Origin of the sequence: Streptomyces cucumeris (genome assembly GCF_024295805.1) — a bacterium.
Taxonomy (GTDB): Bacteria; Actinomycetota; Actinomycetes; order Streptomycetales; family Streptomycetaceae; genus Streptomyces; species Streptomyces cucumeris.
On record NZ_JANCLX010000001.1, the window covers coordinates 589,912 to 614,651 of the forward strand.

Below are 24,740 nucleotides of genomic sequence, written 5' to 3' on the forward strand. Positions count from 1 at the left end.
GGCGTCAGTCGCGGTTTCTGGCCCGCTTGAAACGGGCCAGGCCCGCGTCCAGGTCGACAATGGGGTCCGGGTAGTCCAGCCGGGCCCGTTCGTCCTCCGGCAGCCGCCAGGGGGTGTGGACGCGCCGGCCTTTGACGCCCGCCAGTTCCGGTACCCAGCGGCGCACATACGCGCCGTCCGGGTCGAACCGCTTGGCCTGGGCGAGCGGGTTGAGGACCCGGTGGGGGCGGGTGTCGGTACCGGTGCCCGCCACCCACTGCCAGTTGAGCTGGTTGTTGGCCATATCGCCGTCCACCAGCAGATCCAGGAAGTACTGAGCCCCGATCCGCCAGTCGGTGTACAGCGTCTTGGTGAGGAAGCTGGCCACCAGCAGTCGCGCCCGGTTGTGCATCCATCCCTCGTGACGGAGCTGCCGCATCCCGGCGTCCACCAGCGGATAGCCGGTGCGCCCCGCCTTCCACGCCGCGATCTCCGCGGCATCGGCGCGCCACCGGTCCTGACGGGTGCGGTAGTCGGTGTGCGCGGCGTCCGGGCGGGCGGCGAGCACCTGGTGGTGGAAGTCCCGCCAGGCGAGCTGGCGGACGAACGCCTCGGCGCCCTCGCCGCCCGACTCCTGCGCCCGGCGCACCAGTTCCACCGGGGACAGACAGCCGAAGTGCAGATACGGCGAGAGCCGCGAAGTGGCGTCGCCGGGCAGGTCGTCGTGGTCGTCGGCGTACCCGCCGAGCCCCGACCGCCGCCATGCGGTGAACCGGCGCCGCCCGGCCGTCTCCCCGCCCCGGGGCAGTCCGGGCGAGGTGTCGCCCGGGGCGAGCGCGGTCACCGCGGACAGCGGTTCGCAGCGCAGGCCCGACAGCTCCGGCAGCGGTACGCGGCGCGGGGCGGCCAGCACCGGGCGGGGCTCGATCCGCTGCCAGGCGCGGAAGTACGGGGTGAACACGGCGAAGTGGTCCTTGCCCGCCGGGACCACCTCGCCCGGCTCCACCGCCGTGACCACCGCGCCGTGCACCCGCAGCTCCCGCCCGTCCGCGGCCAGCGCCTCTCGCAGCCGTGCCTCGCGCCGCCCCGCGTAGCCGCTCACCCCGCCCGCGATATGGACCTCGGCGGCGTCCACTCGGTCCGCCACCCGGCGGATCTCCGCCACCGGGTCACCCTTACGGAGGATCAGCGCACCGCCGCGCTCCCGCAGGCCCGCGTCCAGATCCGCCAGGGCGTCCGCGAGGAACGCCATCCGGTTGGGCACCGCGAACCCCGTGCGGACCAGTCCGGGGTCCAGGACGAACAATGGAACGACCTGGTCAGCGGCGCGGACGGCGGCATGGAGCACGGGGTTGTCGCGCAGCCGCAGATCGGAGGTGAAGACGGCGATCGAAGAAGTCACCCTGTTCGTTTACACCGGCTCAGCCCGAGGGGAACGTCATCAGCGCGATCGGGTCGGTCGTCGGTGCCTTGGAACCGCCGGCCGGCTCCACCGTGAGGCCCATGGCCGACGATGTCCCGACCGGCCCCCGGAGCAGCGCCGCCGAACCCCCGCCGGAGGTGTGCAGCAGCCCCGCCGGGCGCATCGTGCCCCCGTCGCTGAACCAGAGCTGGTAGACCCGGCCCGAGGGCGCTTCGGGCAGACCGGAGGAGAGGAACACCGCGCGGTCCAGTCCGCGGGAGACCACGACCGCGCCCGTCGCGCCGTCCTTGAGCTTGCCGGTGCGGGTACGGGCGTCCGGTGCGGCCAGCACCCTGGCCAGCTCGTCCACCTCGGCGACCCGGCGCTCGGCCCGGTCCGCCGTGTTCCGTGCGTCGGACGCCTGCCGGTACTGCCACACCGCGGCCCCGCCGAGCGCCGCCGCCCCGGCCAGACAGGCGGCCAGCGCGAAGCCCAGGGCCTTGCGCCCACCGCGCCGCCGGGGCCGCCCCGCGCCGCGGGACTCGCGGCCGCGGCCCACCTGGGTCCGGCGGTCGTCCCGGCGGTCGTCCCGGCCGTCGTGGGACGCCACCCGCGGCGGCTCCTGACGCACCGTGGCGATCCGCCGCATCACCTCGTCCTTCATCAGCGGCGACGGGGTCAGCGAGGTGGCCACCGCCAGCCGCCCCGCGGTCTCCCGCAGCTCCCGCACCTCCAGCGCGCACGCCTCGCACACCGCGAGGTGGCGCTCGAACTCCTCCAGCTCCCTGCCGGACAGTGCATGCACCGCGTACGCCCCGGTCAAGGTGTGCAGATCCGCTCTGGTCATGCCCCGACTCCCATGCAGTCCCGGAGCCGGATGAGCCCGTCCCGGAGTCTGGTCTTCACGGTCCCCAGCGGCAGCGACAGCAGCTCCGCCACTTCGCGGTAGGTACGGCCCCGGTAGTACGCGAGCGTCACCGACTGCCGTTGCAGTTCGGTCAGCGTCCGCATACAGCGGCGCACCTGCTCGCGCTCCAGCCTGGCCTCCACCTGTTCGGTCACCTCGTCGAACGCGGGGGTGCGGGCCAGCAGCGCGGCGCGCGCCTCACGGTCGGAGGCGGCCTGTGCGGAGCGCACCCGGTCCACCGCGCGCCGGTGGGCCAGCGTCATGATCCACCCCATCGCGCTGCCCCGGCCCGGCTCGAACCGCGCCGCCGACCGCCACACCTCGACCAGTACCTCCTGGGTGACCTCCTCGGCCTGGGCCGGATCGCGCAGCAGACTGCGCGTCAGCCCGAGGACGGGCCCGCAGACGGCGTCGTACAGGGCCGCGAACGCGTTCTGGTCACCCCGGGCCACCATGTGGAGCAACTCCTCGAGGGCCGGGCCACGGGCGGCCGGTCCGCCGATGTACACGGGTTCTCTCACAGGCCGTCCTTCCGGGATGATCGATGCGGCGCACACCCAGGTGTCGTACCTCATTCGTCACCCGGACGGGCGCGGATTGGTGAAGGTGTTCCGAAGATGCGCGGACGGTGGCGCCGGGCGCGGAAGTTGCCGGTCCGGCAAGATACGTTGGCGGTCCGCGGCGGCCCGGTGGAGGCTCGGCGCATGACCGGACACCAGGGCGCGGACGCCCACCCCCAGGGACCCCACGGCCATGACGAACGCCACGGCCACCACGGACACGACCACACCGACCTCGACTGGAACGTCCTCGGCCCGCTGCTGGAGCAGGGCGCCGAGCTGAGCGCGCCCGTGCACCACGGGGCCGCGCGGTGGCTGGCGGAGCGGACCGGCGGGGAGGTGCGCCGGATCCTGGACGTCGGCAGCGGCCCCGGGGTGGTCACCTGTCTGCTCGCCCAGGTCTTCCCGCAGGCCGAGGTGGTCGCGGTGGACGGCGCCGAGGAGCTGCTGGAGCGGACCCGGGACCGGGCCGCGCGGCTGGGCCTGGCCGGCCGCATCCGCACCCGCCGCGCCGAACTGCCCGGTGACCTCGGGGCGCTGGACGAGGCGGATCTCATCTGGTCCAGCAAGACCGTGCACCATCTGGGCGACCAGCGGGCCGCGGTCCGTGCGCTCGCCGCCCGGCTGCGCCCCGGCGGAGTGCTGGCCCTGGCCGAGGGCGGACTGCCGCTGCGCTGTCTGCCGCGTGACGCCGGGCTCGGACGGCCCGGTCTCATGTCCCGGCTCGAGGTCGTCAACACGGAGACGTTCGCCGAGATGCGGGCCGCGCTGCCGGACACCGTGGAGACGGTCGAGGACTGGTCCGCGATGCTGGCCGGGGCCGGGCTGGACGGGGCCGCCAGCCGTACCTTCCTGCTCGATCTGCCCGCCCCGCTGGACACCCCGGCCCGTCAGTGGCTCCGCGCCGAACTGGGCCACCGGCGCGAGGCCGCCGCCGACCGGCTGGCCGACGGCGACCTCCTGGCGCTGGACCGGCTGCTCGACCCCGACGACCCCGCCGGGATCATGCGGCGGCCGGACGCCTTCGTGCTGAGCGCCCAGACCGTCCACAGCGCGCTGCGGACGGGATGAGCCGGGATCAGCCGGTGGTGAGGGTGAGGTTGTAGGCCGAGAGGATCGGGTTCAGCGGCTGGTAGTAGGTCGTACCGCCCCGGGTGCAGTTGCCGGAGCCGCCGGAGAGGACGCCCTGTCCCTCATTGCCGGAGATGTACGGCCCGCCGGAGTCACCCGGCTCGGCGCACACATTGGTGCGGGAGACACCCCGGACGGTGCCCTCGGCGTACTGCACGCTGGTGTTGTGCTGGAGGATCGTCCCGCAGTGCCAGCCGGTGGTCGAGCCGGAGCGGCAGACGGACGAGCCCACCGGCGCCTGCTGGGAGCCGCTGACCACCACATTGGCGTTGTCGGCGCCGACCACCCACGGCTGCGGGGTCCAGTTGTCGTTGGTCTCCACCCAGGCGTAGTCGTTGCCCGGGAAGGTGGACCCCTGGAAGGAACCCTGGGCGACGCGGTTGTACCCGGCGGTGGAGTCCCCGGGGTCGCCGCAGTGTCCGGCGGTGACGAAGCCGTTGCGGTCGCCCTGGCTCACCGAGAAGCCGATCGAGCAGCGCGCGGAGCTGTTGATGTAGTACGCCTCGCCGCCGCGCAGGTCGTACAGGGGGCGGGGGCGCTCGGGCGACTGCACGACCCGGACCACATCGCGGTCGGCACCGCTGGCGGCGACGAAGTCGGTCGCCCCGGCGGTGTTGGCCGCCTGGACCACCACGCTGTTGCTCTTGACGTCCACGTACCAGGCGGAGGCGGCGTCCACGGCCGGGGCGCGCGATGCCGCGGTCCGGTCCAGGGCGTCCTTCGCGGCGGCGAGTTCCTTCAGGCTGTGGTCGACGACCGCGGCGTTGGCGCCGCTGGCGGTGATGGTGCCGCGCTGGCCCCGGTCGGTGGTGGCGACCGTCAGCTCGGCCGTGTTGCCGCTCACCCAGGCGCCGCCGTACGAGCCGCCGAGGGTCTTGCGCAGTCCGGGTTCGGCGGCGCCGGCCCGGTACTCGTTGTTGATGCGGGTCTTCGCCTCATCGGCCGTCAGACCGAGGTCACGCTGCATGGCGGCGAGCATTCCGGGAGGGATCTCCCGCTGCGGGCCATGGGTGGGATCCCCGGGGTCGGCGACCGCGGGTATACCGGTGCTCAGAAAGAGGGCGGCTATGGCGACGGTGCAACCGGCGGCCAGTTCAAGGCCGTGACGGCGTCTGCGGGGCATGGGCTGTCTCCTCAGGCTCAAAAAACAGTCACGCTGTGTGCCTTACTGAGCGCCAAGCGTAATTGTGGGTGCCGAGGACCGCTCGGCGGACGCCGGAGCCCTTCCGGAGGGTGCCGGGCGCGGCCGGGGTACGACAGCGCCCCGCCGCGTCATACGCGGCGGGGCGGTTGAGCCGGTCGGCCCTTCGAGGTCGGCTGTCGGGCCGGTGCCGGGCTCAGGTCACATTGAACGTGTCGGGGTCGGGACCGAGGCGGTGGCCCGAGTCCATCGCCTCAAGCGTGGCCAGGTCCTCCGTGTCCAGTGCGAAGTCGAACACGTCGATGTTCTCCGCGATCCGCGACGGGGTCACGGACTTGGGGATCACCACATTGCCGAGGGTGAGGTGCCAGCGCAGCACCACCTGGGCCGGGGTCTTCCCGTGCTTGGCCCCGATGGCCGCCAGTTTCGGGTCCTCCAGCAGCCCCTTGCCCTGGCCGAGCGGGGACCACGCCTCGGTGGCGATGTCATGGCGGGCGTTGAACGCGCGCAGCTCCGACTGCTGGAGCTGCGGGTGCAGCTCCACCTGGTCGATCACCGGGGCGACCGAACCCTCGGAGAGCAGCCGCTGGAGATGGGCGGGGTGGAAGTTGGACACCCCGATGGCCTTGGCCCGGCCGTCGGCGTAGATCTTCTCGAGCGCCTTCCAGGTGTCCACGAACCGGTCCGCCTCGGGCACCGGCCAGTGGATGAGGTACAGATCCACGTAATCCAGGCCCAGCTTGGTCAGCGAGGTGTCGAAGGCGCGCAGGGCGGCGTCATGGCCCTGGTCGGAGTTCCAGAGCTTGGTGGTGACGAACAGCTCGTCGCGTGCGATGCCGGACGCGGCGAGCGCCTTCCCCGTGCCCTCCTCGTTGCCGTAGATGGCGGCCGTGTCGATGCTGCGGTATCCGGCCTCCAGCGCGTGCCGCACCGCGACCTGCGCTTCGTCATCCGGTACCTGCCAGACACCGAATCCGAGCTGCGGCATCCGGACGCCGTTGTTGAGGGTGATGAAGGGGATCTCGCTCACGAGCAGTCGATCCTTACGTCGGATACGGATACGTCGTACACGGGAGTCAACGATCACCGCCGGTCGCGCATTCCCGTGGCCGCGCCTCCCGGCGGACGCTGCCCGAAAGGGCAGCCCCGGTCAGCGGGGTGCCATGAGCGGCAGCGGGTCCGCGATCTCCTCCCGGAAGCGGTGCAGGGTGTGGCCGTCGCGCACGGTGGCCCCCACCGCGACCGCCGCCCGGGTCACCGCACCGCGCGGCGCCCGGACCACCATGGCCAGCCGGTAGGTACCGCCGATCCGCGCCGCCTGGGTGTGCCGGATCTCCCAGCCCGGATCGGAGCGCAGCTCCCGCCGTGCCTCCAGACAGATCCGCGCCCCCGGGCCGGCCCGGCCACCGTCGAGGAACCCCAGCCGCGGCCCGAGGTGCGCGGCGGGGGAGAGGGCGGTGTCCGCCGTCTCCCCGGTGCGCTGCCGCGGGGTCATGGACCAGGCCACCGGCTGGAACGCGGTCGCCCCGTCGCGCACCGGCTCGGCCGACAGCGTCAGATCGAGGTTGATGGTGTGCAGCTCCGGCTCGGGCGCGTCCCGGGCGCAGGTCACCGCGCAGTGCAGCAGATGGAAGTCGGCGCTGTGCGCCTCGGCGGCGAGGAAGGCGGACAGGTCCGGATCCCTGCCGACGAGCTCCTCGGTCACGGGTACGGACACCGGTCCGCCCAGCACGATCCGCCCGGTCAGGGCGGGGACGGCGGGCCGGGGTGTCTCCTCGGACAGCAGGGAAAGGGTGCGTTCGGGAAGGTCGGGGAGAATGACGTCGATCATTGCGTGCCCCCTCAAGCGGCTCAGTTCGTTACGTCACTGGTCACGTCACCGGTACAGCGCCTCGACTTCGACGGCGTACGCCTGCTCGATCGCCTTCCGCTTCAGTTTCAGCGAGGGCGTCAGCAGACCATGCTCCTCCGAGAACTGCGCGGCAAGTATCCGGAACGTACGAATTGACTCCGCCTGGGAGACGGTGGTGTTCGCAGCGACCACCGCCCGCCGGATCTCGGTCTCCAGATCCGGGTCCCGGACCAGCTCGCTGGGCGGCAGATCCGGTTTGCCGCGCATCGCCAGCCAGTGCGATACGGCCTCCGGATCCAGGGTGACCAGCGCCGCGATATACGGCCGGTCATTGCCGACGACGATGGCCTGGGCCACCAGCGGATGCGCCCGCACCCGCTCCTCCAGCCCCACCGGCGACACCGTCTTGCCGCCTGAGGTCACCAGGACCTCCTTCTTCCGCCCGGTGATGGTGAGGTAGCCGTCGTCGTCCAGGGTGCCCAGGTCGCCGGTGGCGAGCCAGCCGTCGCGCAGCACCTGGTCGGTGGTCTTGGGGTCGTTGTGGTAGCCGGAGAAGATCTGTCCGCCGCGCAGCCAGACCTCCCCGTCGTCGGCGATGTGCACCGAGGTGCCCGGGATCGGCACCCCGACCGTGCCGTAGCGGGTGCGCTCGGGCGGATTGGCGGTGGCGGCGGCGGTGGACTCGGTGAGGCCGTAGCCCTCGTAGACGGTGACGCCCGCGCCCGCGAAGAACAGCCCGAGCCGCCGTTCCATGGCGGAGCCGCCGGACATGGCGTGCCGGATCCGGCCGCCCATCGCCCCGCGCACCTTGCTGTAGACGACCTTGTCGAAGAACTGGTGCTGCATCCGCAGCGAGGCGCCCGGCCCCGGACCGGTGCCGAACGCCTTGGCTTCCTGCGCCTCCGCGTACCGCACCGCCACGTCCACGGCCTTGTCGAACGGTCCGGACTTGCCGTCGGCCTCGGCCTTGCGCCGCGCCGCGGCGAACACCTTCTCGAAGATGTACGGCACGGCGAGGATGAAGGTCGGCTGGAAGGTCTGGAGGTCGGGCAGGAGTGCGGTGGCCGACAGATTGGGCTGGTGGCCGAGTTTCACCCGGCCGCGGATGGCGGCGACCTCGACCATCCGGCCGAACACATGCGCCAGTGGCAGGAAGAGCAGGGTGGCCGCCTCGTCGCCCGGCTTGGAGTGGAACGCCGTCTCGAACCGCTCGACGATGTTGTCGCACTCGGCCATCAGATTGGCGTGCGTGATCACACAGCCCTTGGGGCGTCCGGTGGTGCCCGAGGTGTAGATGATGGTCGCGGGCTGGTCCGGGGTCATGGCCCGGCGGTGCCGCTCCACCATCTCGTCCTCGACCGTCTCCCCGGCCGCGAGCAGTTCCTCCAGCGCTCCGGCGTCCAGCTGCCACAGCCGGGCGAGCTGGGGCAGCCGTCCGACCACCGAGCCGATGGTCATCGCGTGGTCCTCGTGCTCGACCACACAGGCGGTGACCCCGGAGTCGTACAGCATCCAGAAGACCTGTTCGGCGGAGGACGTGGGGTAGAGCGGGACGCTCTGGGCTCCCAGGGTCCACAGCGCGAAGTCGAACAGCGTCCACTCGTAGCGGGTGCGCGACATGATCGCGACGCGGTCGCCGAACCGGACCCCGTGGGCGAGCAATCCCTTGGCGAGCGCCATCACCTCGTCGCGGAACTCGGCCGAGGTCACGTCCTGCCAGTGGCCGTCCGCCGTCTTCCGGGCGAGCGCCACCCGGTGCGGATCGCTGTCCGCATGGTCGAAGACGGCGTCCGCCAGTCCTCCGACCTTGGATGTCGTCGCCAACGGGGGGACGGTGAACTCGCGCAATCCCTGCTCCTTGAGGCCGCTCCGCACAGCGCCGCGACGCTACCGGATCCGGCAGCCGATGCGGGAGAGGCCCTTTGTGCCCGGAACGCGCGGAATGTGTGGCGGCCGATGAGGTGAAAGGCTGTCAACCGGGGCCTACGGGGGCGGGATTGCTCAGAGTCGCGTCCTATGCACCGCATGTGTGGCTCATATGTAACGGATTTCTGCACGGAATCTCTCCGATGGTGGCACAGGGCCCGCCCGAATCACCCCGGCCGGGCGCCCGGTCACCGCCCGCACGGCGGCGTCACACGGCCGATTTCCGCACAGTGGTGCGAAATCCGTGGCTCCGGACGCGGCCGGTCGGTGCGGGGCGGACGCGGTCGGCGGGCCCATGGAGATCAAGCCAGGTGTGATCACCGTCACATCTCCGGAGGGGTGTCCTCTCCGCCCGGTTTGCGGGCGATCAGGACCGCCTGCGGAGTGGACTCCCAGCGCTCCGGCCCCCGCACCGTGCGCGCGTGCACGGGCAGCCCGGCCGCGTCCAGCAGCTCGGCGATCCGGTCCGGCCGCCAGCGCCGGAAGGTCAGGTTCACCAGGTGGCCGAACGCCTCCGTGAAGCACCGCGGCTCATCGCCCACCTGGAACGCGACCAGCAGCCGGCCGCCCGGCACCAGCACCCGGTGGAACTCCGCGAACACCTCCGGCAGCCGCTCCGCCGGGATGTGGATGGTCGAGTACCAGGCCACCACCGCGGCGAGGGAAGCGTCCGGCTGGTCCAGGGCCAGCATCGACCCCTCCTCGAACCGCAGTCCCGGATGCTCCCGGCGGGCCAGCGCGAGCATCCCCGGCGACAGGTCGATTCCGAACACGTTCAGCCCCAGGCCGTGCAGATAGGTCGTGACCTCGCCCGGTCCGCAGCCGACATCGGCCACCGGCCCGCCCCCGGCCTCCCGTACGGTCTCCGCGAACGCGCCGAGCATCGCACGCTGCAGCGGCATCCCCGCCAGCTCGTCGCGGAAGCGCTCGGCGTAGTCGACGGCTATGGCGTCGTAGGAGGTACGGGTGGTCCGGAGGAAGTCGGCTTCGGTCATGACCGGGCACCCTACCGATCACTCCGGGACCGGATCCGGGCCCGGGACGTCAGTCCGTGGCGGGAAACGAATGGTGCTCATGCGCCACCAGCCAGCGCCCCTGCTCCTTGCGCAGTCCGAGGGTCAGCCGGAGCCGGTTGCCGGGCTCGGCGCGCAGCTCCTCGGGCGTACCGCAGCGCAGCAGCGCATGGGCGAAGGCGACCTCCGCCCCGGCGGTCACCTCCAGGGAGACGATCTCGAACCGCGCACCCTGCCGCTGCCAGCCGAAGAAGGGCGGCCAGACGGCACGGTAGGCGTCGATGCCCCGGACACCGTCGCTGGGCGGCGGTACGTCGAACATCACGATGTCCTCGGCGTGGTCGGCGAGCACACCTTCCATATCGCCCTCGTGCACCGCCCGTGCCCAGCGCTCGACCAGCGCCCGGATCCGGATCTCGTCGGTGGTGTCGGCGTCGTTCATGGCTGTGCGGCGTCCTCTCAGCGGGTGGCGGACCGTACGCGGTCCAGGGGCAGCCGGACCAGGGCGCCGGAGCCATGGCCGTCCAGCGGGGCGTTGTACTCCCGGATCCGGCGGAGTTCGGTGTCGCTCAGCGCCCGGCCGTAGAGCCGGAACTCGTCGAGGCCGCCCGTCATCCGGGACCGGCCGTCCACGGTCTGGCCGAGGTGGAGGGCGAAGGGGGAGGTGCGGCTGACGGTGCCGGGGACGTCGGGCACGGTCGCGGCCGCGCCGCCGTCCACCGTCAGGGAGAGCCGTCCACCGGAGCGGATCAGGGCGAGATGGTGCCACTGCCCGTCGTTGTACGCCGCTCCCGTGCTCACCGAGGCGCTGGTGAAACCGGCGAAGCCGTTGACCGTGGTGATCAGCGCCCGGATCCGGTTGCTCGCCGGTTCACCGCGCAGCCAGACCTGGGGCTGCCTGGTGCCGATCCCGCCCATCCAGAGGAAGGGGTGCTGCCCGGAGGCGGCGGAGTAGCGGACCCACATGCTCACGGTGAAGTCGCGGGTGCCCAGCGGAGTTGCGTCCCGGTACGGCAGCCGTACCGCGTCGTCGGTGCCGTCGAAGGACAGTGCGCGGCCGTGGCGCCCCTCGGTCGTGGCCGCGCCGCCGAGCACCGTCGCGGGACGGGCGCCGGGGGCGCGGTCCTCGGTGGTGGGGGCGGGGGCGCGGCGCGGGCCGAGCCAGTCCTCGGTGAACCGGACGAAGCGGATCTCGTCGCGGGCGTCGACCGCGCCGCCCTCGTAGAGCAGTCCGACGGTGTCGTGCGAGATCGCGGTCATATCCGAGTAGCCGGACCAGTCGGTGGTGACCACCGCGCCGTTCTCGACCCCGTCCCAGCTCCGGCCCTCGTCCCAGGAGGACCGGATCATCATGGTGCGGCGCCGGTCGGGGTCGGCCGGGGCGGAGAGCAGCAGTCTGCCGGAGCCGCCGCGGCCGGTGGACAGCGGCAGGACCGAGCCCTGCACCTGCGGGACGGGCAGATCGGGGAGGGCGCGGAAGGGCGCGGTGAAGCTCTCGCCGCCGTCCCGGCTGAGGGCGAAGTCCCGGTGGCCGAGGTCGGTGCCGTCCTGTTCGCGCCCGCTGACGAGGACCGAACCGTCCCCGCGCTCCACAAGCGTCATCTCCGACGGCTTCTGCCGGAAGGTGCCGTCCGCCGCGATGGGGAAGGTGTCCACCGCGCCGATCTTCCAGCGTCCGCCGCCGTCGTCGCTGTAGGCGAGCGCGGCGTGGTTGTGGGTGACCCGGGTGCCGTCGTGGCTCTCGGCGTTCACGGTGAAGAGCAGACGGCCCTTGTGGCGGCCGTGCCGGAGCTGGATGCCGTGCACCGGACCGGTGGCGTACCAGGAGTTCCACGAGGACGGCAGCAGTGAGGGGCCGAGGTCGGCCGGGGCCGACCAGGTGGCGCCGTCGTCATCGCTGTACTGGAGGTGCGGGGTGCGGTCACAGGGCACATCGCAGCTCTGCGCGTCGTCCCGGCCGGTGTTGTAGGTACTGGCGAGGAGGATGCGTCCGGTGCGTGTGTCCACCACGGGCGCCGGGTTGCCATGGGTGTCCCCGCCGCCCTCGTCGATCACCTGCAGCGGCCCCCAGGTGCGGCCGCCGTCGGTGGAACGCTTCAGCACCAGGTCGATGTCCCCGGCGTCACCGCAGTTGTCCACCCGGCCCTCGGCGAACGCCAGCAGGGTGCCGTTCGCGGACCGTACGACCGCGGGGATCCGGAAGCAGGAGTACCCCGGCTCGTCGGCCGCCTTGAACAGCACCTGCTGCTCGAATCCGGAACGGGTACGGGCCGCCGACGCGGGGGAGTCCGCGTCCGCGGCCCGTACCGGAAGCGCGGTGAGGGCCAGCGCCGCGACGGTGAGCAGGACCGCCGCGGCGCGTCGCCAGGGTCTGGTGCGGGGCGGCCCGGTGCGGGGGCGGAGGTGGGGACGGTGAACCGGCGCCATGGTCACGACCTGCCCTTCGGTCCTTCGGTCAGGACATCAAGACATCCCACGTCTCAGGGGTGACTGCGGCAGAAGTTTCCCGTCTCCGGCCCGCCGCCACAAGGACCCTGCGTCAGATCATCGTGAAACGGGACGAGTTGGGTCCGTTCGGGGGAGCAGGACGACCTTGCCGAGATTGGTGCGGGACTCGATGACCGCGTGGGCCTTCGCCGCCTCCTCCAGTGGCAGTGCGGTGTGGACCGCCGGGCGCAGCCGACCCTCCGCGAACAGTCGCCAGAGCTCCGACCGGTGACGTCCGTACAGCTCGGGACGGGTCTGCGCGAACCGCGCCATGGTCAGTCCGGTGATGGTGCGGGAGCCGGACAGCAGCTCCCGGGCGGGTACGGTGCCGCCGCCGGAGCTGAAGAAGACCAGCCGCCCGCCGGGGGCGACGGCCGTCAGGGCGCGGGGCAGGATCTCGCCGCCGACTCCGTCGAGCGCCGTGTCCACCGGCTCGCCCCAGGAGTCGTCCCCGTACATCACCACCTCGTCCGCGCCGAGATCGCGCAGGAAGCCGGTCTTGTCCCGCGAGCCGACGGCGGCGACGACGCGCGACGCGCCCTGGAGCCGGGCCAGTTGGACCGCCAGATGTCCCACCCCGCCGGCGGCACCGGTGATCAGCACGGATCCGCCGGGCGCGGGTTCCGCGGTGGCGAGCGCGGCCAGGGCCACATGGCCGCCGCGTACGAGGGCGACGGCGTCCACGGCCGTCGCCCCTTCGGGTATGCGGGACGCGGTGAACGACGCGGCGGTCGTCACCTCGGCGTAGGCGCAGGAGAACGAGATGCCGACGATCCGGTCGCCGGCCGCGAACCCGGTCACGCCCTCGCCGAGGGCCAGCACCTCGCCCGCCACCTCGCCGCCCAGCGCCCCGGGCAGCGGGGCCGTGCCCTCCCGGACCCGGCGCACACCGGGCAGGGTCACACCGATCGCCTCGGTGCGGACCAGCAGTTCACCGGGGGCGGGGGTCGGAGACTCCGTCTCCTCGACGCGCAGCACCTCGGGCCCGCCGTGGGCATGGAAACGGACGCGGCGCATGGAAGCCTCCAGGGATCGCGGGGAATCATTGGGGAACCCAACGGTATCCGAAATTCATGGGGGTTACCAACGTTGGTGTCACCCATGAATCGAGCGATAGGCTGACGCCATGCCCGAGACCTCGTTCGCCCCCTCCCATATCCGCGCCCTGCCCAGCTGGCTGCTCGGCCGCGCCGCCGCACGCGGCCACCGGCTGGTGGCGGAGGCCCTCGCCCGGGAGGGGATGCGGATGATGCACCACGCCGTGCTGTCCGCCGTCGCGGAGCTGGGGCCGGTGTCCCAGGCGGAGTTGGGGCGCTCGCTCGGCATCGACCCCAAGGACATGGCCGGGATCGTGGCCGACCTGGTGGGCGAGGGCCTGGTCACCCGAAGCCCCGACCCCAAGGACCGCCGCAAGAACGCGGTCACGATCTCGGAGGACGGGGAGCTGCGGCTGCGGCGCACCCGGCGGCTCGGCGACGAGGCGAATGACGCGCTGACGGCGGGACTCAGCCCGGCCGAACGGGAGCAGCTGATCGGGCTGTTGCGGCGCATCGTGGACCCGGCCGAACCGTGTGACGGGGGCGGGGCCGCGGGCTGACCGCCCGGGTCGGCCCTGGCCTCAGACTTCGTCGACCGCGCTGCGCAGGGCGATGCGCTCCTCACCCGCGTACACGTTCATGGAGCTGCCGCGCAGAAAGCCGACCAGGGTGAGTCCGGTCTCCACGGCCAGGTCCACGGCCAGCGACGACGGTGCCGAAACCGCGGCCAGCACCGGGATCCCCGCCATGACCGCCTTCTGCGCCAGCTCGAACGAGGCGCGGCCGGAGACCAGCAGTACGGCACCGGACAGCGGCAGCAGCCCCTCCTGGAGCGCCCGGCCGACCAGCTTGTCCACGGCGTTGTGGCGGCCCACGTCCTCGCGTACGTCCAGCAGTTCGCCGTCCGGGGTGAACAGCGCGGCGGCGTGCAGTCCGCCGGTCCGGTCGAAGACGCGCTGCGCGGCGCGCAGCCGGTCGGGGAGGGCGGCGAGCGTCTCCGGCTCGATCCGCGGCCCCGCCGGGGGCTGGTCGTCGGCTCTGTCCGCCGGGAGCGGCCAGCGGGTGGTGGTCCGGACGGCGTCCAGGCTGGCCTTGCCGCACAGTCCGCAGGACGACGTCGTGTAGACGTTCCGCTCCAGCGTGATGTCCGGGACGGCGACACCGGGGGCCAGCTTCACATCCACCACGTTGTACGTGTTCGAGCCGTCCTCGGTCGCGCCCGCGCAGTAGACGATGTTCGCCAGCTCGTCCCGGTGGCCGAGCACCCCCTCGCTCACCAGGAACCCGGCGGCGAGGGCGAAGTCGTCACCGGGGGTCCGCATGGTGATGGCGAGCGGCTTGCCGTTCAGCCGGATCTCCATCGGCTCCTCGGCCACGAGGGTGTCCGGCCGCGCGCTGACCGCGCCGTCCCGGACGCGGATGACCCGGCGCCGCTCGGTGACCCGTCCCATGTCGATCAGTCCCGCTTCCGTGGGGGATGGCGTACCGTCCCATTCTCCAGCACCGGATTTCCGGCGATGCGGTGGCCACGGACCGGGGCAGGGCTCATGCCCCGGGGCTCACCGGACCCGTCATCCGGTCCACGGCCTGCTTGGCCTCCAGCAGGTCCGCGTCGGTGATCTTGCGGTAGGTCTTGATCGCCTCGATCGTCTTGCCCTCCCGCGCCAGTCGCTCCACCTCCTCGATGCCGGGGGTGACCACGGCGATGCCGAGGTGGTCCATGACCAGATCCAGTTTCTGCTCCATCCGCTGGGCCCGGCGTTCGAGGCGTCGCATCCTGCTCTCGACGGCGGGGTATAGCAGTGCGATCAGCACCAGCGTGCAGTAAGCGGCTATCTCCATGGCGGGTGAGCGTAGCGGTGCGGCGATCACGGGCGAACGGCTCGCCTTGTCCGGAGCTTGCTCCGGCTACCGTCCGCCCGTGGGCGGCCACCGAGCGTCGTATCCGCGCCTCCCGGGCGGGTGTCACCCCAGGTCGATGCCGGTTCGGGCGGTGCGGATACGCAGGTGAAACGCACTCCAAAACCTTGGTATCGTTGTCCATGTCGCCGCGGGAGACCGCGGTGCAGACACCTTGTCCGGGTGGCGGAATGGCAGACGCGCTAGCTTGAGGTGCTAGTGCCCTTTATCGGGCGTGGGGGTTCAAGTCCCCCCTCGGACACCATCAAGAAACCCCAGTTCACCTGGGGTTTTCTGCGTTTCTGGGCGGTGTTGCGGATGGCTGCCCGGCCAGGCGCGAGATATCGCGGTCCCGCACGGAGGCGAACCGCGGGGCGTGCTCGGCCAGCCGCTCCCCGAGCCAGACCGCCGCTTCCTTCGCTTCGTCCCATGTGCCGCGGACGAGCGCGAGGGGCTTGATGAGCCAGTACGCCGTCTCCAGGGGTGGGAGGTCCGTGGTGGGGAACTCCGCCGTGACCTCCCGGTAGCGCTGGATCAGTTCCGGCTTGCTTCCTGCCGGAGGCGGCTCGGGATGCGGGGGCCGGCGTAAGGCTTCCTTGTCGAAGCGGTCCTTGGGGCCGGTCCAGAGATAGCCGTGATGGTGCACGCGCGGGCGGTTCTCAGCCATGCTCTTGGCCGTCCAGCTCCGCCCATACGGTTTTGCCCACGGAGGCGTGGAGTTCCGTACCCCAGCGGTCGGCGAGGGCAGCGATCAGGTGCAGTCCGCGGCCCGTTTCGCTGTCCGGGGCCGGGAGCGGCCCCAGCACCGGGGTCTTCTCGCCGAGGGTGTCCGCGACCTCGATGCGGAGGGTTCCGGCCGCCTCGTCGTGGGTGAGGGTGAGCCGGAAGTCGCGGCCCTGGACGCGGCCGTGCAGGGCCGCGTTCGCGGCGAGTTCGGCGATGACGGCCTCCGCGCGTTCGACGACGCCCGGCGGCACCGGCCAGGTGCGGAGCTGCTCCACGGCGAACAGGCGGGCGAGCCGCGCCCCGCGCCGGGTGGAGGGCAGCCGCTGTGTGAAGCCTCGTGGGGTGGTGGGGAGTTGGGGTGTGCTCACGTTCATGGGGCCACGGTGACGGCTGCGCCACGGGCTTCACCAGCGGCGCGCTGCGTACGCTGCGTCAGCGTACATGCGCGTTCGGTGGACGGTACGCCCGCCGTGGCACCAGGCTGAGGGCTCAGTCGAGTGCGGGGGCCTCGTTGTGACGCTTGCTGGAGGTGGCCGTGTATGACGACTGACAACGCCCTTGGGCTGACGGGCGAGGGCGACTGGGAGCGGGAGCCCGACCCCTCGGACAGTCTGCGGACCTTCGGAGCCGTCGTCCAGGCGCTGCGTGAGCACGCGGGCCTGAGCCGGGCGGAGTTCGGGGAGCTGGTCCGGTTCTCCAAGCACACCGTGGCCTCGGTGGAACTGGGACGCCGGATGCCGGATGAGTCGTTCGTGGAGCGGGCGGAGGAGGCGCTGGGGAACACGGGTGCGTTGCGGAAGGCGGCCCGATACCTCTCGCGTGGAGAGCCGGGGATCGCTGTGTGGTTCCGGCAGTGGGCCCGGCTGGAGAGGGCGGCGGTGAGCCTGTGCACCTACGAGTGCAGGCTGGTGCCGGGCTTGTTGCAGTCGGTGGACTACGCACGGGCGGTGTTCGAGGGCACTATTCCATTGCTGACGGACACGCAGTTGGAGGCCCAGGTTGCGGCTCGCATGGAGCGGCAGAAGATGCTGTACGACCGTCCGGACGTCCCGTTCAGCTTCATCGTGGAGGAGTGCGTCCTCCGGCGGAAGTTCGGCGGGAGGGAGAAGATGCGGGCCTTGCTGGACCACGTACTGGCCCTCAGCGCCGTGCGCAACGTGAAGCTGCAAGTCGTGCCGCTGGAAGCTGAGTTGCATGCCTGCCTCGACGGTCCTGTCCGACTGCTCGAAACGCCGGAGGGACGGCGGCTCGCGTACTCCGAGGGGCAGCAGAACGGTCGGCTGATCGGTGACCCGAAAGAGGTGAGTCTTCTCCATCAGCGCTATGACACACTGCGCTCGCAGGCCCTGACCCCCAAGGACTCGTGGGGTCTGCTGGAGCGACTGCGAGGAGCGCTATGAGCAGGTCCGAACTCGCCTGGTTCAAGTCGAGCTACAGCGGGAGTCAGGGCGACGACTGCGTGGAGGTCGCCGTCACCGAACAGGCCGTTCACGTACGTGACTCCAAGGACGTGAGCCGCCCGGACTTCGCGGTCGGGCGTGAGGGCTGGGAGCGGTTCGTGCGTTACGTGGCGGGTGACCGCGCGTAGGAGCGATGGGGCGTTCCGGCGGGGATAGTGTCCCCGCCGGAACGCACCCGCTCGGTCAGGAACAGACCGTTCCCGAGGCCGGGATCTTGCTGTCCAGCAGGTAGCGGTCGACCAGCTTCGTCAGACACGGGTTGTGGGAGTTGTAGCCGCCGTGGCCCTCGCCCTTGAGCGTGATGTCGACGCCCACGCCCTTGCCGAGCGCCCGGGACATCTTCCGCGCACCCTCGTACGGGGTGGCCGGGTCACCGGTGTTGCCGATGACCAGGGTCTTCGCCGAGCCGTCGGCGGAGACGTCCGGGTGGTCGGCCTTACCCGCGACCGGCCAGCCGGTGCAGCCGGTGAGGCTCCAAGCCGTGGTCTCCCCGAAGATCGGTGACGCCTTGCGGAACTCGGGCAGCTTGGCACGCACATCGGCGACGCTGAAGCGCTGCTTGCGGTCGGCACAGCTCACGGCCGCGTTGGAGTCGCTGATGGTGGAGTAGTTGCCGTGCTCGTCGCGTTCGTTGTAGTTGTCGGACAGGGCGAGCAGGGTGTTGCCCTCGTGCAACCGCATGGCTTCGAGCAGCCCGGCACTGAGCGGGTCCCAGTTCTCCTTGTCGTAGAGCGCGGCGACGATGCCGTTGACGGCGATGTCTTCGGTGACACGACGGCCGTCCTCGGTCGGCAGCGGCTTCGAGTCGACAGCCTTGAGCAGGGCTGCGATCCGCTTGGTGCCCTCGGCACCGCCCGGGCCGGTCGGACATTTGGCGCCGTGCTTGGTGCAGTCCTTCATGTAGTTGGTGAAGGCCAGTTGGAAGCCCTTCACCTGGCCGAGGGCGGACTGGACCATGTCCTCGGTCGGGTCGACCACGGCGTCCATGACCGAGTGGCCCACGTTCTTCGGGAAGAGGTGGGCGTAGACCCCGCCGAGCTCGGTGCCGTACGAGATCCCGAAGTAGTGGAGCTTCTTGTCGCCGAGCACCTCACGCATCAGGTCCATGTCACGTGCGGTGCTCTGAGTGTCGGCGTGCGGCAGGATCTTGCCGGAGTGCTTCTGGCAGGCGGCGATGTACTTCCTGGAGGCCGCGGTCATCGCCTTCACCTCGGCGTCGGTCTCGGGGGACCGGTCCACCTGGAAGTGCGCGTCGAGCTGCTTGCCGTTCAGGCAACGCACCCCCTCGCTTCCGCCGATCCCGCGCGGGTCGAAGCTGACCAGGTCGTACTTCGAGCGCAGTTTCGCGTAGTCCTTGCCGAAGCCCGGAAGGGTGTCCACGCCGGAGGCGCCGGGGCCGCCGAAGTTGAAGACCAGCGAGCCGATGCGCTTGCCCTTCCCGGTGGTCTTGCCGCGGACCAGGGCGATGCCGGTGGTCTCGCCGTCCGGCTTGGCGTAGTCGAGGGGGGCTTTGAGGGTGGCGCACTCCCAGCCCTTGCCCGGGGCCTCGCCGCCGCCCGGCGCCGAGCACTTCTTCCAGGCGAGCTTCTGTCCGGTCAGCGTGGCGGGCAGGTCCTTGGTGGATGACGCGGACGTGGAACGTGCGTCGTGCTTCTTGTCGTCATCACTGTTACAGCCGGTGAGCGCACCGAGGGAGAGAACCAGGGCTGCGGCGAGGAGGGACTTGGTCGGATTGTGGCGTATGGAACGTGACATGAAGGAAGAGCGTAGGGGCGGTCAACAGCCCGACCTGCCCGTAGACGCGGTTCTCGATGGCTTCTTCGCATTTAATTCTCCAGGTGTGGAATATGAAACCATCGGCAAAGGTGAGCAACCCTCGACTACGTTCCGTCGTCGCGGGGGCATGCGAAAGGGGCCGGGCATCAGCCCGGCCCCCTCTCTCTCGCTGCCTCAACGCGCGGCGGCCGGTGGCGCCGCGCCGGGGTGGGCCGGATGGGTCCACAGCCCGCGTGCCCGGAGCATGGGCAGCACACCCTCCCCGAACCAGTACGCCTCCTCCAGATGCGGATAGCCCGAGAGCACGAACTCCTCGATCCCGATGGCCCGGTACTCCTCGATCCGCTCCGCCACCTCCGCATGGCTGCCCACCAGGGCCGTGCCGGCGCCACCGCGCACCAGACCGATCCCGGCCCACAGATTGGGGTGGATCTCCAGTTCGTCCCGGCTGCCGCCGTGCAGGGCGAGCATCCGCCGCTGGCCCTCGGACTCGCTGCGGCCCAGGCCCTGCTGGATGGCCCGTACGGTCTCCGGGTCGAAACCGTCCAGCAGCCGCTGGGCCTCGTCCCACGCCTGTCCGGCGGTGTCCCGGGTGATGACATGCAGCCGGATGCCGAAGCGGACGGTGCGCCCCTCGCGTTCGGCCATTGAGCGGATCCAGGCGATCTTCTCGGCGACCTGGGCGGGCGGTTCGCCCCAGGTGAGGTAGACATCCGCGTGGCGGGCCGCCACCCGTCCGGCGGCGGGGGAGGAGCCGCCGAAGTAGACCTCGGGCACCGGGTCGGGCAGCCGGGCGAGCGTGGCGTCCTCCACTCGCAGGTGGTCCCCGGCCAGATCGACGGTCCGGCCGTCCCACAGGCCGCGCACGATCTGGAGGAACTCACCGGTGCGGGCGTAGCGGGCGTCCTTGTCGAGGAAGTCGCCGTAGGCGCGCTGCTCCTGGCTCTCCCCGCCGGTGACCACGTTGAGCAGCAGCCGCCCGCCCGTCTGCCGCTGGTAGGTGGCGGCCATCTGCGCGGCGAGCGTGGGCGAGACGGAACCGGGGCGGAACGCCACCAGGAACTTCAGCCGTTCGGTGTGCTGGCTGACCATGGCGGTGGTCAGCCAGGCGTCCTCGCACCACGCTCCGGTCGGGGTCAGCGCGCCGACGAAGCCCAGGTCCTCGGCGGCGCGGGCGATCTGGGTCAGATAGCCGACGGACGGCGGCCGGTCACCGCCCGCCGCGGTGACGGGTGTTCCGTGGCCACCGCCCACCACATGACGGCTGTCTCCGTTGGTGGGCAGGAACCAGTGGAAGGTGAGGGACATCGTGGATCTTTCGTGGTCGGGGGTGCGGGGGGCGGGGGCTCCGGCGGGGGCGGTCAGCCCGCGGCGGCGAACACGGCGGTGCGGCCGAGTGCCACCGAGAACTGGTCGACCACCTGTCCCAGCGCCTCGGCCGTGCCGGGCGACACGCTCACCCCGCCGTCCGGTCCGACGGTGATGTCCTTGTCGAGGGTGAACCAGCCCTGGACGATATGGGCCGCGCCCATCGACGACAGCACCGGGCGCAGCGCGTAATCGATGGCCAGGACGTGTGCCGTGGTGCCGCCGGTAGCCAGTGGCAGGACGGTCTTGCCCGCGAGCGCGTACTGCGGCAGCAGGTCGAGCAGTGACTTCAGCAGCCCCGAGTAGGCGGCCTTGTAGACGGGGGTGCCCACGATGATCCCGTCCGCCTGCTCGACCAGCGCCGTGGCACGGGTGATGGCCGGATGGCTGAAGTCGGCGCCGAGCAGGGCGGCGGCGGGCAGCGTACGGATGTCCAGCGGGATGACGTCATGGCCCTGGGCGGTCAGCCGGGCGTCCAGATGGCGCAGCAGCCGGGCGGTGCGGGAGGTGGCGGAGGGGGAGCCGGAGAGGGACAGCACGGTGGCCATGGGGGACCTTTCGGGGAACCGGTGGCGGGGAGGGGGAGAGGGAGAGAAGCCGCCGGCGGGCAGGGGAGAACGGCGCGCGGCGGGGACGGCGGCACGGGAGGGCGGCCGGGCATCGGCACACGGCGGTCCGCACACGCCGTGCGGGGGCACGGGGCGTCGCGGGGACACGCTCAGGGAGCGTCAGTCAGGGGAGGGGAGCGGCGGAACGCGCTCGGGCCCGGCGGGGGATCAAACCGGGCGGCAACAGAACGCGCTGGAGACACGCGCGAGGTCGACATGGCGTCGCCGCGTGAGGTCCTGTCGCTTCATGGCATCGATACAAGCAGCGGAAAGTCCGGGCGGTCAAGGAGTCCCGGTGCTCATTCCACATCCCGGACATGGCCCTGGGACGGTGTCGCGCCTCGACGGGTTCCGGCTCAGGGATGACGTCGCTTGATCATGTCGGCGCACTTCTCGCCGATCATCATCGTGGTGATGCACGGGTTGACGGCGACCAGGTGCGGCATCACCGAACCGTCGCACACCCGCAGCCCGCTGACGCCCTTGACCCGTAGCTGGGGGTCGAGCGGGGCGGCCGGGTCGTCCGGCGCGCCCATCTTCACCGTGCAGGACGGGTGGTAGACGGTGTTGTGCGTCTGCCGGATGTAGTCGAACAGCTCGTCGTCGGTGGCCACCTCGGAACCCGGGGCGAGTTCGGCGCCCGCCCACAGGGCCAGTGCGGGCCGGGCGGCGATGTCACGGGCGACCCGGAACCCCTCGGTCATGACCCGGATGTCGTGTTCATGGGTGAAGTAGCGGGGGTCGACGCGGGGTTTGTCGCGGAAGTCGCGGGTGCGCAGCCGGACGGTGCCGGTGGAGCGGGCGCGGGTGACGTTGGGGGTGAGGCAGAAGGCGTTCTCGGAGGTCGGGTAGCCGCGCCGGTAGGTGTTCATGTCGAAGGGCACCGAGCCGTAGTGGAACATCAGGTCCGGCCGGTCCAGATCCGGTTCGGTGGGGGAGAAGATGCCGATCTCCCACCACTGGGTGGAGCTGGTGACCATGGGCTGCTCGGCGTTCCACATGATGACGCCCTCGGGGTGGTCCTGGAGGTTCTCGCCCACGCCGGGGGCGTCCACGACCACGTCGATACCGGTCTCGTGCAGATGGTCCGCCGGGCCGATACCGGAGAGCATCAGCAGCTTGGGGGAGTCGATGGCACCGCAGGAGACGATGACCTCGCGGCGGGCGTGCACGGTGTGGGTGTGGATGAGGTCGGGGGCCAGGTAGTCCACTCCGGTGCAGCGCCGGTCCGCGTCCAGCACCAGCCGTCTGGCCTGGAGTCCGGTCCGCACCTCCAGATTGGACCGCTGGTCCATCACCGGGTGCAGATAGGACACCGAGGCCGAACAACGGGTGCCGTCCTCGCGCGCGTTGATCTGGAACCAGTTGGCGCCGCGCACCACGGTGGTGCCGGTGTTGAACGCGGTGGTGGGGATCCCGGCCTCCGCACAGGCCGCGAGCAGCGCCACGCCGCACGGATCCTTCGGCGGCACGCTGCGGATCGTGACCGGACCGGTGCGGCCGTGGTGGTCACCGGGCCCGTCATTGGTCTCCAGCCGCTGGAACAGCGGGAAGCAGTCCGCCGCCGACCAGCCCTCCGCCCCCTGCGCGGCCCATTCGTCCAGATCCTCGGCCGGGGCCCAGAAGGCGATACAGGAGTTGTGCGAGGAGCAGCCGCCCAGCACCTTGGCGCGGGCGTGCCGCATGAAGTCGTTGCCCCGCTCCTGCGGTTCGATCGGGTAGTCCCAGTCGTAGCCGGACTCCAGCAGCCCCATCCACTGCTCCAGCCGCAGTACGTTGTCGTCGCCGACGTCGGAGGGGCCCGCCTCCAGCAGACACACCGAGATCGACGGGTCCTCGCTCAGCCGCGCCGCCACCACCGAACCGGCCGTACCGCCACCGACCACCACGTAGTCGAACTCGTCCACGACGTCTCTCCTCACGGGGTGGTGGGCGCGGCGTGCTCGGCGAGCACACCGGTGTGATTGCGCTGGACGAACCAGTAGTAGGCGAAGCCGCCGAGCGCGACCACACCGATGAACAGGAACGCGCCCCAGCGCAGGTACCAGTGCTGCGGACCGGTGGCGTTGTAGACCTCCGCACGCGGCCAGGCGAGGTTGATGGACATCCCCAGCCCCCACAGCACCGCCAGTATGTTGACCGGCAGCCCGAACCGGCCCAGGGAGAAGCGGCCTTCGGCGGGTTTCCACTCACCCTTGAACCTGCGCACCAGCATCGGCACGGTGACCAGCAGATACGCGATGTAGATCATGATGATCGCGATACTGGTGACCACCGAGAAGATCTGCGGCTGGTTGATGTTGATGACCAGGATGGCCACCGCCACCACACCGATGAGGATCGCCGGGAGCAGCGGGGTCTGGAACCGGGGGTGCACCCGCGCCAGCCGGGAGCCGCCGGGGAGGTTGTTGTCCCGGGCCATGGCGAACATCAGTCGGATGCCCGCGGTGTGCACCGCCAGCGCGCATACGGTGATGGCGATGACCACGCACCACAGCACGATGTCACCGACGGTGTCGCCGAGGACCGAGAGCACCACGTACTGGAGCCCGTCCACCGACAACTGCTTGGCCTGGAGGTTCTCCACCGCGAGCAGCGCGAAGAGCAGGATCAGCCCGCCGATGACGAACGAGGCCACCAGTGCGCGCAGGATGGCGCGCGGCGCGTTGCGCGCCGGGTCGAGCGACTCCTCGCCCAGCGATGAGGCGGTGTCGAAGCCGTACATCACATAGGCCGAGGCGAGCGAGGCGGTCAGGAACGCCCCCAGATAGCCCAGATGCTGTCCGCTGCCGAGTCCGTTGGTCTCCAGCACGGCGGACGGACCGCGGGTGATGTGCGCGGCCAGCAGCAGGATCAGCACGATCGCGGCGATCAGCTCGATGGCCACACCGGCGGAGTTGATCCGCGCCATCAGCTTCACCCCGAAGCCGTTCACCAGGGTGGTGAACAGCACCAGGACGGTGCCGAGCACCACCGCGTTGGCCGCGCGTTCGGTGCCGGAGCTGCCGTCCCCGATGAACTGGAACCACGCGGAGATCTGCGGCAGCGTGATCTGGTACGCCAGTGCCACCGCGGCCAGCGACACCATGGTGGCCGTCATCATCATCCAGCCGCCCAGCCAGCCCACATGCGGCCCGCCCAGCAGCTTGGACCAGTTGTAGACCGAACCGGCCACCGGATAGCGGCCCGCGAGCTCGCAGAAGCACAGGGCCACCATGAGCTGGCCCACGAACACCATCGGCCACGACCACCAGTAGGCCGGGCCGCCGTGGTTCACACCGAAGTAGAAGAGCTGGAAGGTGCCGGTGAGGATGGAGATATAGCTGACCCCGGCGGCGAAGGTGTGGAAGTTGCCGAGGGTGCGCTTGAGTTCGGGGCGGTAACCGAGCTCGGCCAGTGACTCGTCGTCGTCACCGCCCTCGGGACGGGCGCCCGGTGACGGCCCGGCGGGCTCGGTCGCCGTCATGC

24 protein-coding genes, 1 tRNA gene and 1 pseudogene are annotated in these 24,740 nt (G+C 71.2%); 5 read left to right on the forward strand and 21 right to left on the reverse strand.

Annotated features, from left to right (window positions below; translation table 11 throughout):
- Nucleotides 1-4: 4 nt before the first annotated feature.
- The 3 genes from NMK44_RS02720 to NMK44_RS02730 are packed head-to-tail and all read right to left on the reverse strand — an operon-like array spanning nt 5 to nt 2,809.
- The gene (locus tag NMK44_RS02720) at nt 5-1,381 is read right to left on the reverse strand and encodes a cryptochrome/photolyase family protein (protein WP_254737717.1); all 1,377 of its coding nucleotides are present in this window, start codon (nt 1,379-1,381) and stop codon (nt 5-7) included.
- Between the two features lie 19 nt (nt 1,382-1,400).
- The gene (locus NMK44_RS02725; protein ID WP_254737718.1) at nt 1,401-2,228 is read right to left on the reverse strand and encodes an anti-sigma factor; all 828 of its coding nucleotides are present in this window, start codon (nt 2,226-2,228) and stop codon (nt 1,401-1,403) included.
- On the reverse strand, nt 2,225-2,809 hold the full coding sequence (locus NMK44_RS02730; protein ID WP_254737719.1) for a sigma-70 family RNA polymerase sigma factor: 585 nt from the start codon (nt 2,807-2,809) through the stop codon (nt 2,225-2,227). The genes NMK44_RS02725 and NMK44_RS02730 overlap by 4 nt, the downstream gene beginning before the upstream one ends.
- 183 nt (nt 2,810-2,992) lie before the next feature.
- Here NMK44_RS02730 and NMK44_RS02735 point away from each other — a divergent pair, with 183 nt between their 5' ends.
- Entirely contained in the window at nt 2,993-3,919 is a 927-nt protein-coding gene (locus NMK44_RS02735; protein WP_254737720.1) for a class I SAM-dependent methyltransferase, read from the forward strand.
- A gap of 7 nt (nt 3,920-3,926) precedes the next feature.
- Here NMK44_RS02735 and NMK44_RS02740 read toward each other — a convergent pair whose 3' ends face one another.
- From NMK44_RS02740 to NMK44_RS02775, 8 genes are all read right to left on the reverse strand, one after another.
- Entirely contained in the window at nt 3,927-5,102 is a 1,176-nt protein-coding gene (locus NMK44_RS02740; RefSeq protein WP_254737721.1) for a S1 family peptidase, read from the reverse strand.
- Nucleotides 5,103-5,316: 214 nt separating this feature from the next.
- A complete protein-coding gene (locus NMK44_RS02745) occupies nt 5,317-6,150 on the reverse strand; it encodes an aldo/keto reductase (protein WP_308358141.1) in 834 nt (277 codons plus the stop codon).
- Between the two features lie 120 nt (nt 6,151-6,270).
- Nucleotides 6,271-6,951 (reverse strand): hypothetical protein, encoded by a 681-nt coding sequence (locus NMK44_RS02750; protein WP_254737722.1) that lies wholly within the window; start codon nt 6,949-6,951, stop codon nt 6,271-6,273.
- 45 nt (nt 6,952-6,996) lie between these two features.
- A complete protein-coding gene (locus NMK44_RS02755) occupies nt 6,997-8,820 on the reverse strand; it encodes an AMP-dependent synthetase/ligase (protein ID WP_254737723.1) in 1,824 nt (607 codons plus the stop codon).
- 401 nt (nt 8,821-9,221) lie between these two features.
- Nucleotides 9,222-9,893, reverse strand: coding sequence for a class I SAM-dependent DNA methyltransferase (locus tag NMK44_RS02760; protein ID WP_254737724.1), 672 nt, complete (start codon nt 9,891-9,893; stop codon nt 9,222-9,224).
- Between the two features lie 49 nt (nt 9,894-9,942).
- Nucleotides 9,943-10,353: a nuclear transport factor 2 family protein gene (locus tag NMK44_RS02765; protein ID WP_254737725.1), complete on the reverse strand. Its 411-nt coding sequence runs from the start codon at nt 10,351-10,353 to the stop codon at nt 9,943-9,945.
- Nucleotides 10,354-10,370: 17 nt separating this feature from the next.
- Nucleotides 10,371-12,338 carry a sialidase family protein gene (locus tag NMK44_RS02770; protein WP_254737727.1) on the reverse strand — a complete coding sequence of 656 codons (1,968 nt, stop codon included), beginning with the start codon at nt 12,336-12,338 and terminating at the stop codon, nt 10,371-10,373.
- A 117-nt stretch (nt 12,339-12,455) separates the two neighbouring features.
- On the reverse strand, nt 12,456-13,415 hold the full coding sequence (locus NMK44_RS02775) for a quinone oxidoreductase family protein (protein WP_254737729.1): 960 nt from the start codon (nt 13,413-13,415) through the stop codon (nt 12,456-12,458).
- A gap of 109 nt (nt 13,416-13,524) precedes the next feature.
- On the opposite strand from NMK44_RS02775, the gene NMK44_RS02780 reads away from it, so the two are divergent.
- Nucleotides 13,525-13,995, forward strand: a complete 471-nt coding sequence (locus NMK44_RS02780) for a MarR family winged helix-turn-helix transcriptional regulator (protein ID WP_254737731.1) — start codon at nt 13,525-13,527, stop codon at nt 13,993-13,995.
- Between the two features lie 21 nt (nt 13,996-14,016).
- Here NMK44_RS02780 and fdhD read toward each other — a convergent pair whose 3' ends face one another.
- Together fdhD and NMK44_RS02790 are read right to left on the reverse strand one after the other, a co-directional pair.
- Nucleotides 14,017-14,886 carry a formate dehydrogenase accessory sulfurtransferase FdhD gene (fdhD, locus tag NMK44_RS02785; protein WP_254737733.1) on the reverse strand — a complete coding sequence of 290 codons (870 nt, stop codon included), beginning with the start codon at nt 14,884-14,886 and terminating at the stop codon, nt 14,017-14,019.
- 94 nt (nt 14,887-14,980) lie between these two features.
- A complete protein-coding gene (locus NMK44_RS02790; RefSeq protein ID WP_254737735.1) occupies nt 14,981-15,277 on the reverse strand; it encodes a hypothetical protein in 297 nt (98 codons plus the stop codon).
- 234 nt (nt 15,278-15,511) lie between these two features.
- Between NMK44_RS02790 and NMK44_RS02795 the strand changes: the two genes are divergently transcribed.
- Nucleotides 15,512-15,599, forward strand: a tRNA-Leu gene (locus NMK44_RS02795).
- A 63-nt stretch (nt 15,600-15,662) separates the two neighbouring features.
- Here the strand turns inward: NMK44_RS02795 and NMK44_RS02800 are convergent.
- Together NMK44_RS02800 and NMK44_RS02805 are read right to left on the reverse strand one after the other, a co-directional pair.
- A pseudogene (locus NMK44_RS02800) lies at nt 15,663-15,980 on the reverse strand (hypothetical protein); the annotation flags it as partial.
- Between the two features lie 13 nt (nt 15,981-15,993).
- Nucleotides 15,994-16,434, reverse strand: coding sequence for an ATP-binding protein (locus tag NMK44_RS02805; RefSeq protein WP_254737737.1), 441 nt, complete (start codon nt 16,432-16,434; stop codon nt 15,994-15,996).
- A gap of 165 nt (nt 16,435-16,599) precedes the next feature.
- On the opposite strand from NMK44_RS02805, the gene NMK44_RS02810 reads away from it, so the two are divergent.
- Nucleotides 16,600-17,460, forward strand: a complete 861-nt coding sequence (locus tag NMK44_RS02810) for a helix-turn-helix domain-containing protein (protein ID WP_254737739.1) — start codon at nt 16,600-16,602, stop codon at nt 17,458-17,460.
- Complete coding sequence (locus NMK44_RS02815; protein ID WP_254737741.1) at nt 17,457-17,648, forward strand: DUF397 domain-containing protein; 192 nt, start codon at nt 17,457-17,459, stop codon at nt 17,646-17,648. Before NMK44_RS02810 ends, NMK44_RS02815 begins: the two co-directional genes overlap by 4 nt.
- Before the next feature lie 55 nt (nt 17,649-17,703).
- On the opposite strand, the gene NMK44_RS02820 is transcribed toward NMK44_RS02815, so the two are convergent.
- The 6 genes from NMK44_RS02820 to NMK44_RS02840 form a co-directional block, all read right to left on the reverse strand.
- On the reverse strand, nt 17,704-19,275 hold the full coding sequence (locus NMK44_RS02820; protein ID WP_254737743.1) for an alpha/beta hydrolase: 1,572 nt from the start codon (nt 19,273-19,275) through the stop codon (nt 17,704-17,706).
- Nucleotides 19,276-19,470: 195 nt separating this feature from the next.
- Nucleotides 19,471-20,604, reverse strand: coding sequence for an LLM class flavin-dependent oxidoreductase (locus NMK44_RS02825; protein WP_254737745.1), 1,134 nt, complete (start codon nt 20,602-20,604; stop codon nt 19,471-19,473).
- A gap of 53 nt (nt 20,605-20,657) precedes the next feature.
- Nucleotides 20,658-21,212 carry an NADPH-dependent FMN reductase gene (gene ssuE / locus NMK44_RS02830; protein WP_254737747.1) on the reverse strand — a complete coding sequence of 185 codons (555 nt, stop codon included), beginning with the start codon at nt 21,210-21,212 and terminating at the stop codon, nt 20,658-20,660.
- A gap of 228 nt (nt 21,213-21,440) precedes the next feature.
- A complete protein-coding gene (locus tag NMK44_RS42625; RefSeq protein ID WP_374215222.1) occupies nt 21,441-21,521 on the reverse strand; it encodes a putative leader peptide in 81 nt (26 codons plus the stop codon).
- Between the two features lie 107 nt (nt 21,522-21,628).
- On the reverse strand, nt 21,629-23,179 hold the full coding sequence (locus NMK44_RS02835; RefSeq protein ID WP_254737749.1) for a GMC family oxidoreductase: 1,551 nt from the start codon (nt 23,177-23,179) through the stop codon (nt 21,629-21,631).
- Nucleotides 23,180-23,190: 11 nt separating this feature from the next.
- Nucleotides 23,191-24,738 carry an APC family permease gene (locus NMK44_RS02840; protein WP_254737751.1) on the reverse strand — a complete coding sequence of 516 codons (1,548 nt, stop codon included), beginning with the start codon at nt 24,736-24,738 and terminating at the stop codon, nt 23,191-23,193.
- Nucleotides 24,739-24,740: the final 2 nt, after the last annotated feature.